At 54.0% G+C, this 7,114-nt stretch carries 8 protein-coding genes; 5 read left to right on the plus strand and 3 right to left on the minus strand.

What is annotated here, in order from left to right; all coding sequences use genetic code 11:
* Positions 1-320 (minus strand): ATP-binding cassette domain-containing protein (locus ABJQ89_RS18640; protein WP_348497656.1); only part of this gene is annotated, 320 nt, incomplete at its 3' end.
* A gap of 211 nt (positions 321-531) precedes the next feature.
* On the opposite strand from ABJQ89_RS18640, the gene ndk reads away from it, so the two are divergent.
* Complete coding sequence (ndk, locus tag ABJQ89_RS18645) at positions 532-954, plus strand: nucleoside-diphosphate kinase (protein WP_348497657.1); 423 nt, start codon at positions 532-534, stop codon at positions 952-954.
* 77 nt (positions 955-1,031) lie between these two features.
* On the opposite strand, the gene ABJQ89_RS18650 is transcribed toward ndk, so the two are convergent.
* Positions 1,032-1,373: a TfoX/Sxy family DNA transformation protein gene (locus ABJQ89_RS18650; protein WP_348497658.1), complete on the minus strand. Its 342-nt coding sequence runs from the start codon at positions 1,371-1,373 to the stop codon at positions 1,032-1,034.
* Between the two features lie 642 nt (positions 1,374-2,015).
* On the opposite strand from ABJQ89_RS18650, the gene ABJQ89_RS18655 reads away from it, so the two are divergent.
* Complete coding sequence (locus ABJQ89_RS18655; protein WP_348497659.1) at positions 2,016-2,156, plus strand: hypothetical protein; 141 nt, start codon at positions 2,016-2,018, stop codon at positions 2,154-2,156.
* Positions 2,149-5,055, plus strand: a complete 2,907-nt coding sequence (locus tag ABJQ89_RS18660) for an Rne/Rng family ribonuclease (RefSeq protein ID WP_348497660.1) — start codon at positions 2,149-2,151, stop codon at positions 5,053-5,055. The genes ABJQ89_RS18655 and ABJQ89_RS18660 overlap by 8 nt, the downstream gene beginning before the upstream one ends.
* Before the next feature lie 81 nt (positions 5,056-5,136).
* On the opposite strand, the gene ABJQ89_RS18665 is transcribed toward ABJQ89_RS18660, so the two are convergent.
* A complete protein-coding gene (locus tag ABJQ89_RS18665; RefSeq protein WP_348497663.1) occupies positions 5,137-5,361 on the minus strand; it encodes a sulfurtransferase TusA family protein in 225 nt (74 codons plus the stop codon).
* Between the two features lie 82 nt (positions 5,362-5,443).
* Here ABJQ89_RS18665 and ABJQ89_RS18670 point away from each other — a divergent pair, with 82 nt between their 5' ends.
* A complete protein-coding gene (locus tag ABJQ89_RS18670; protein ID WP_348497661.1) occupies positions 5,444-6,196 on the plus strand; it encodes a cytochrome c biogenesis protein CcdA in 753 nt (250 codons plus the stop codon).
* Positions 6,197-6,284: 88 nt separating this feature from the next.
* Positions 6,285-7,114 (plus strand): hypothetical protein (locus ABJQ89_RS18675; RefSeq protein ID WP_348497662.1); only part of this gene is annotated, 830 nt, incomplete at its 3' end.

Genomic DNA, 7,114 nt, shown 5'->3' on the forward strand with positions numbered 1-7,114 from the left:
ATGCGTCCCGGATCGGTTGCTGTTTCGGATTCTGCCAAAAGCGCCTCACGCTCCACATCGGCGCGCAGAACTGTGTCGATCAAGGATACTTCATTGCCCGGCACTTCTTGGGAAACACCGCCGATTTTCCAACCCTGCGGCATGCTTACGCCGCCCGTGTCGAGCACCATCTCGCCGCGAATGATTTTAAACAGCGTCGATTTGCCAGAGCCATTGCGACCCACAAGACCCACCTTATGACCAGTTGGAATTGTGACGGATGCGTTTTCAACCAGCGTGCGGCCTGCAACGGAATATGTGATGTCAGATATCTTAAGCATGGCGAGCCTCTAACAGAGGCGATGCGCCGACGCTAGCGGTGATCTTTGCTTGATCGAAAAAGCTCTGAATGTGCTGCGTGATGCATCAAGTTGAGCGACGAAAGCGCATAAGATGTCTTCCCAAGGTGTGAGGTGCATGCTAAGCGCGCGTCAGAATTTACTGGCGCATCTCGCATAGGGCGGGTCGCCCTTCACATAAAGGAAGTCTCCCATGGCTCTGGAACGCACATTCTCTATCATCAAGCCTGATGCAACACGCCGTAACCTCACAGGTAAAATCGTTGCGAAATTCGAAGAAGCTGGTCTGCGCGTTGTAGCGTCCAAGCGTATTCAAATGACACTTGCACAAGCACAAGAATTCTACGGCGTTCACGCTGAGCGTCCTTTCTTTGGCGAGCTGTGCGAATTCATGATTTCTGAGCCAGTTGTTGTTCAGGTTCTCGAAGGTGAAAACGCTATCGCGAAAAACCGCGAAGTAATGGGCGCAACAAACCCAGCAGACGCTGCAGCGGGCACGATCCGCGCAGAATTCGCGGAATCAGTTGGTGAAAACTCCGTTCACGGTTCCGACGCTCCTGAAACAGCAGCTGTTGAAATCGCTTACTTCTTCTCCGGTCTTGAACTGGTAGGCTAAGCGTTACTTCGAATTTCGGGATGGGGGCCAGCCCCCAAACCCCCGAAATTTGTTTGGGAAGATAAAGGTGATTTAGATCAGCTGCGCTTTTCGATAACGCCGATCATATCAAGGGCTGCTTCGAGATCGGAGCGGCCCTTTTCTTTTGTGCCATGCACTTCTGCTTTGAGGGCGTCGAAGGTTTTGCGCAATGCGGCTTTTTCCTCGCCTTGGCAATCGTTCCATGGGCGACCCTGAAGGCCCATTACAATGACATAATATCCAATGAAATGAGGGCGCGCGCCTGATTTCAGCAAGGCGCGGTAGGCGTCATCTGCGCCAAGGGCACGCAGCTGATCGGCTGAGGTTATGCCCGCTTTTGCAAAACTTACGTCACTTGCAGGGCCAAGATTGCGAATGGAGGAGACGGGTTCAGACATGCGCGTGTTTTAACACGGCGCGTTCAGTTCAGATACTCGCAAAATCAGTAAACACGACCGGTTTTTGTGGCGTTGGGCGTGTTTGGGTCGACGTTTCAGAGCTGGAAGGCGCGGGCCGCGTGTCTGGTGGTTTAGAAGATGCCATAATTTTAATCCTTCTCGACAAGTACCTCTTTTAAAATCACGCAAACTTCAATCTGACGTTGTGTTTTTGCGCTAAAGTCAGGTTTACAAGGGGCTTTGGCGCTCTTGTGCCGAATTCAAGGCGTTTTGGAGGTATCTGAAAACCGCTCCATTCCACGGCATAAGCTTCGCTGCGCTGTGCGGTTGTCACGTAATCTACATATTTACCCATTGCACGAGCCCCCAGAAAGACCCTATGTAGGGAGTACGGCCCGTGGTTGCCTAAGCAAACATGGACCGGGAGAGTTTCGCTGCATCCCGCTTCACGAGAAGTGAAGACGTTTGGAGGCAGACCGATACGGTCAACGGATGATCTTGTTCATAAAGATATCATTTGACCTTACGACGCGCCGTTTTTTTAGGAAAGAACGGCATTTTACAGGGCACAGACATTTCGAAATGTGATGTGTCGGAGCAGAACCGCGATGAAGCGCGCGCAGGAATTGAGTTACGAAGCAGGTGCCCCTTACGGGCACTGCCGCCGTGCGCGCCATATCGCCCAAATCAGACGCCCCGCAAGCCGAACCAATGGACCGCCGGATCACCAATGTGATCGGCCCATTTCTTCTCGCGCCGGGCGCATACGGATACTATGGCTAAGAAAATGCTTATCGATGCCACCCACGCGGAAGAAACCCGCGTTGTTGTGGTCGATGGAAACAAGGTTGAGGAATTTGACTTTGAATCCGAAAACAAACGCCAGCTTGCTGGCAACATCTATCTCGCAAAAGTAACACGGGTTGAGCCGTCTTTGCAGGCGGCCTTTGTTGATTACGGTGGAAACCGTCACGGCTTCCTCGCGTTTTCGGAAATTCATCCTGATTATTATCAGATCCCAGTGGCAGACCGTGAGGCGCTGCTTGAGGAAGAGCGCGCCTATGCTGAGGCAATGCGCGCCCGTGATGATGAGCAGGACAAACCCAAGCCACGCCGCTCGCGCCGTCGTTCATCCAGCAAAGCTGCGGACATCAAAAGTGATGATGCTATCGTCAGCAAAGAGGTAGAGACAACTGCGACAGATACGCCGAGTGAAATCAGCGGCATGGAAACGATTGATCTGAGCGATGATACATCGGCAGACAATACAATCGCTGTCGATGCGCCAGAAGATGCATCTGCTGTCGAGGCGGTTTCTGACGCGCCACAAGAGGCGCCAGCTGCTGAAGAAACAGTTGCGACAGAAGAGGCGGTTGAAGAAACGGCTGCGCCTGAGCAATCCGAAGTTGAGGCAGTTGACGCCGCATCTGAAAAAGACGCTGCAAGCGATGCGTCCGAAGAGACTGCAAGCGAAGAAAACGCGGATGAAAGTGATGAAGAGGCAGAAGCGCCTAAGTCACAAACAGCGTCTGAGCGCGATTCTAGCATTGAATCAGTCGCGGATGATGATGACGCGGATGACATTCGCCCACCACGTAAGCCACGCCCACGTCGCTACAAAATCCAAGAAGTGATCAAGGTTCGCCAGATCCTTTTGGTTCAAGTTGTGAAAGAAGAGCGTGGCAATAAAGGCGCGGCGCTGACGACATATCTGAGCCTTGCAGGTCGTTACTGCGTTCTGATGCCAAACACTGCGCGCGGTGGCGGCATTTCACGCAAGATCACCAACGCTGCTGACCGTAAGAAACTCAAAGAGATCGCGAACGAAATCGACGTGCCACAGGGCGCAGGTTTGATCGTTCGTACCGCTGGCGCCAAGCGCACCAAGACCGAAATCAAACGCGACTATGAGTACCTTCAACGCTTGTGGGAGCAAATCCGCGAGCTGACGTTGAAGTCCATCGCGCCTGCGAAGATCTATGAAGAAGGCGATTTGATCAAACGATCTATCCGCGATCTTTATAACCGTGACATCGATGAGGTCTTTGTCGAAGGTGAGCGCGGCTATCGCATCGCAAAAGACTTCATGAAGATGATCATGCCGTCGCACGCGAAGAACGTGAAGCAATACACTGAATCTATGCCACTTTTTGCCCGTTATCAGGTGGAAAGCTACTTGGCGGGTATGTTCAACCCAACGGTTCAGTTGAAGTCCGGTGGTTACATTGTGATCGGCGTCACTGAGGCGCTTGTTGCGATTGATGTGAACTCTGGTCGCGCGACCAAAGAAGGCTCAATCGAGGACACAGCAACCAAGACCAACCTTGAAGCAGCTGAAGAGGTTGCACGCCAATTGCGTCTGCGTGATCTTGCTGGCCTGATCGTGATCGATTTCATCGACATGGACGAGCGCAAGAACAATGCCGCTGTTGAAAAGCGTATGAAGGACAAGTTGAAGTCTGATCGTGCGCGCATTCAGGTTGGCCGCATTTCCGGCTTTGGCCTGATGGAAATGTCTCGTCAGCGTCTGCGCCCTGGCATGATCGAAGCGACGACTGCGCCTTGCCCTGCGTGTCACGGCACGGGCTTGATCCGTTCTGATGACAACATGGCGCTCAACATCCTGCGTCAGATTGAAGAAGAGGGCGTGCGCAAACGCTCCCGCGAAGTGTTGGTGCGCTGCCCAGTGGCGATCAGCAACTATCTGATGAACCAGAAGCGTGAGCATATCGCGCAGATCGAACAGCGTTACGGCCTTTCTGTCCGTATCGAGGCGGACATGCACATGGTTAGCCCTGACTTCGCGCTTGAGAAGTTCAAGACAGCGACGCGCGTTGTGCCTGAACCATCTGCACCGGTTGTGTCCGTTGATACCTCTTTGATGTCCCAGATCGATGAAGATGTGGCGGCTGAAGAAGACGAGGCCGCTGCAAATGCGGAGAATGCAGCGACAGCTGCGGGCGTTGAGGGTGAAGAAAAGCCTAAGAAGCGCCGTCGTCGTCGTCGTCGCGGTGGTAAAAAGAACACTGCTGGTGATGCGCCGCAAGGTGAAGACTCTGGTGAAAACGCAGCTGAGACCACGGCAGTTTCTGCACCGGCAGAAGGCGAGCAAACTGAAGCTGCCGCTGAAGCACCTGCCGACGTCGTGGCTGCCGATGCAGCGATTGTTGATCCAGTTGTCACGGAAGCGCCTCAGGCCGACGCGGCTGAAGCAGTAGAAGCGCCAGTGGAAGAAAAGCCCAAGCCAAAGCGCAGATCACGAGCAAAAGCCAAGCCTAAGGCCCAGGAAACACCGGAGGTCGTTGCGGCAGAAGGCGAGTCTGAGACTGAGCAAGCAGAACCAGCCGCGGAAGAAAAGCCGAAGCCAAAACGCAAGCCTCGTGCACGTAAACCAGCGGCAAAGAAGGTCGCTGAGAGTGAAGAGGCAGCCGTTGAAGCACCTGTTGAAGCCGAGGCCGCGCCTGTGGTTGAGGCGGCTCCAGAGCCAACACCAGCGGCTGAAACTGTAGAGGCTGCCGCAGAGCCTGTTGTTGAAACAGTTGCGGAAGCCGCGCCAGAGCCCGTCACGAGCACGGAGCCTGAGGTGAAAGAAGAACCGGCTGAGCCGACTGAGGCAAAATCACTGGGATCATTTGAGCCAAGCAAACCCAAACGTCGCGGTTGGTGGTCTTTGGGCAAGTAACCAAGGCCTTATAAAACAACAAAACGCCGCGCTCTGAGCGCGGCGTTTTTGTTTGACGTATCGCCACAAAAAGAAGCGTTTCTAGCTGTCTTTGCGGATCACATATACGTGAAACCCATCCTCTTCACGCGTTTCAAGAAGGGTATGACCCGCCTCCGCGCAATAGTGTGGAACATCAACAATAGCGGCAGGATCATCGGCCTGCAGCTCAAGCTCATCACCGATATTCAACGCCTTTAACCGCTTGCGCGCCTTTAGCACGGGCAGGGGACAAAGCAGGGATTTCGCATCAAGAATATGTCGCATTGCGCTGATGTAATCGTGATGTTTCAATTAGTCCACGGCCTTGTGACTTTTCACGTGGCTCTGCATCGGGCTAAGTGACGCTATGTTTGGAATCGATATCATCTCCGCCGGCCTTGCCCCAGCAATGATCGTTGCTTTGATCGCTGGTGTTATCTCATTTTTGAGCCCATGTGTGCTGCCCATCGTGCCGCCCTATCTGGCCTTTATGAGCGGCGTGTCGCTTCCTGAAATGCAGGGAACCAACAAGGGGCGTCGGCAAACAACCACGGCTGCGTTGTTCTTTGTCATGGGCCTTTCGACGATTTTCTTGTTGCTTGGTTTCACGGCTTCCGTGTTCGGGGCGTTCTTTTTGCAAAACCAGGTGTTGTTCGGGCAAATCGCCGGTGTCGTGATCATTGTCTTTGGTCTGCATTTCATCGGCGTCTTCCGCATTAAGTTCCTTGATCGCGAGGCACGTTTGGATGCGGGTGATCGCGGCGGCAGCGCGTTTGGCGCTTATGTTCTGGGCCTTGCCTTTGCGTTTGGCTGGACGCCTTGTATTGGCCCGCAATTGGGGGCGATCCTCTCTTTGGCGGCGTCTGAGGCGGATGTCGCGCGCGGCACCACCTTGCTGGGCATCTATGCGCTTGGTCTCGGATTGCCATTTCTTCTAGCGGCGCTGTTTATCGATCGGGCTATGGGCGTGATGAATAAACTGAAAAAGCATATGGGGCTGATCGAAAAGATCTCTGGTATACTTTTGATCGCTGTCGGCCTTGCCATGGTGACAGGTGCGTTTTCGCTCTTTGCCTTCTGGCTGCTTGAAACATTCCCTGCGCTCGCAACACTCGGTTAACTCTTTGCGCAGCACATAAGCTGCGTGTCGTCATAGTCTTGCCAAATCACCGGTCTAAGTGGATTGTGTGCAAAAAGGGTGTTGGGTTATGCGGGCAGTTGAGGGGCAGGTACGGCGACGGCGGGTGTTCTACATTCCCGGCTATGATCCCTTCCATCCACGCCGCTATCGCGAACTCTATCGCAAGGAAAGCGCGCTCCAGAGCGCCATTTCCGGCTATGATATTTCCCAATCCGCTAAAAAGGGCGCAGGTCCATACGGCTGGCATGTAGAGGCGCAGATCGACGGTCAAACCGTCGAGAGCGATATCGAAGTGTTGTTCTGGGCCGACATGGTTAAGACCAGCATGAACATGGGCATTGGCGCGACCTATGGCATCATGGCGCGCACGGCTTGGGTCTATATCAGCAGCGGTGCCTTGTGGCGTTTGATGAAGCTGCGCAAAGGGCCAGTGATCGCAGCGCTCTATCCCGTTGGCTTTCTGTTGGTACAAGCCTTGATCGCGTTTCTCGCGGCTTACGCCATTGCCTATGCGACGCAAACACTGCTTCCGACCGCTGTCGGGGGCATTTTCGGCTGGCTCATGGGGGCAGGGCTGGCCTATGCGATTTTAGATTTCTTCCGTCGCAAGGACGGAAAGTTCTTCGCCTATTATCTCATGCATGACTACGCCTATTCAGCGCGCACGCGCGGCGCCAATCCTGCGGAGCTTGAGGCGCGGATGGCAGAGTTTGCAGAACGCATCAAAGAGGCGCTGAGCAGTGATGTGGATGAGGTCTTGGTCGTTGGCCATTCCTCTGGTGCGCATTTAGGGGTGTCGGTCCTGGCGGACGTTCTTCGCGATGCAAACGGCGACAACAACGGCGCTGAACTCAGCTTTCTAACTTTAGGACAAGTCGTTCCTATGGTGTCTTTTCT

This window comes from Planktotalea sp., assembly GCF_039984035.1.
In the GTDB taxonomy this organism is placed as follows: Bacteria; Pseudomonadota; Alphaproteobacteria; order Rhodobacterales; family Rhodobacteraceae; genus Planktotalea.

What these genes read in the sequence shown, in the direction of transcription:
- ABJQ89_RS18670 (WP_348497661.1), top strand. Translation starts at nt 5,444, where the DNA reads ATGTTTGGAATCGATATCATCTCCGCCGGCCTTGCCCCAGCAATGATC.
- ABJQ89_RS18665 (WP_348497663.1), bottom strand. Translation starts at nt 5,361, where the DNA reads ATGCGACATATTCTTGATGCGAAATCCCTGCTTTGTCCCCTGCCCGTG.
- ABJQ89_RS18660 (WP_348497660.1), top strand. Translation starts at nt 2,149, where the DNA reads ATGGCTAAGAAAATGCTTATCGATGCCACCCACGCGGAAGAAACCCGC.
- ABJQ89_RS18650 (WP_348497658.1), bottom strand. Translation starts at nt 1,373, where the DNA reads ATGTCTGAACCCGTCTCCTCCATTCGCAATCTTGGCCCTGCAAGTGAC.
- ndk (WP_348497657.1), top strand. Translation starts at nt 532, where the DNA reads ATGGCTCTGGAACGCACATTCTCTATCATCAAGCCTGATGCAACACGC.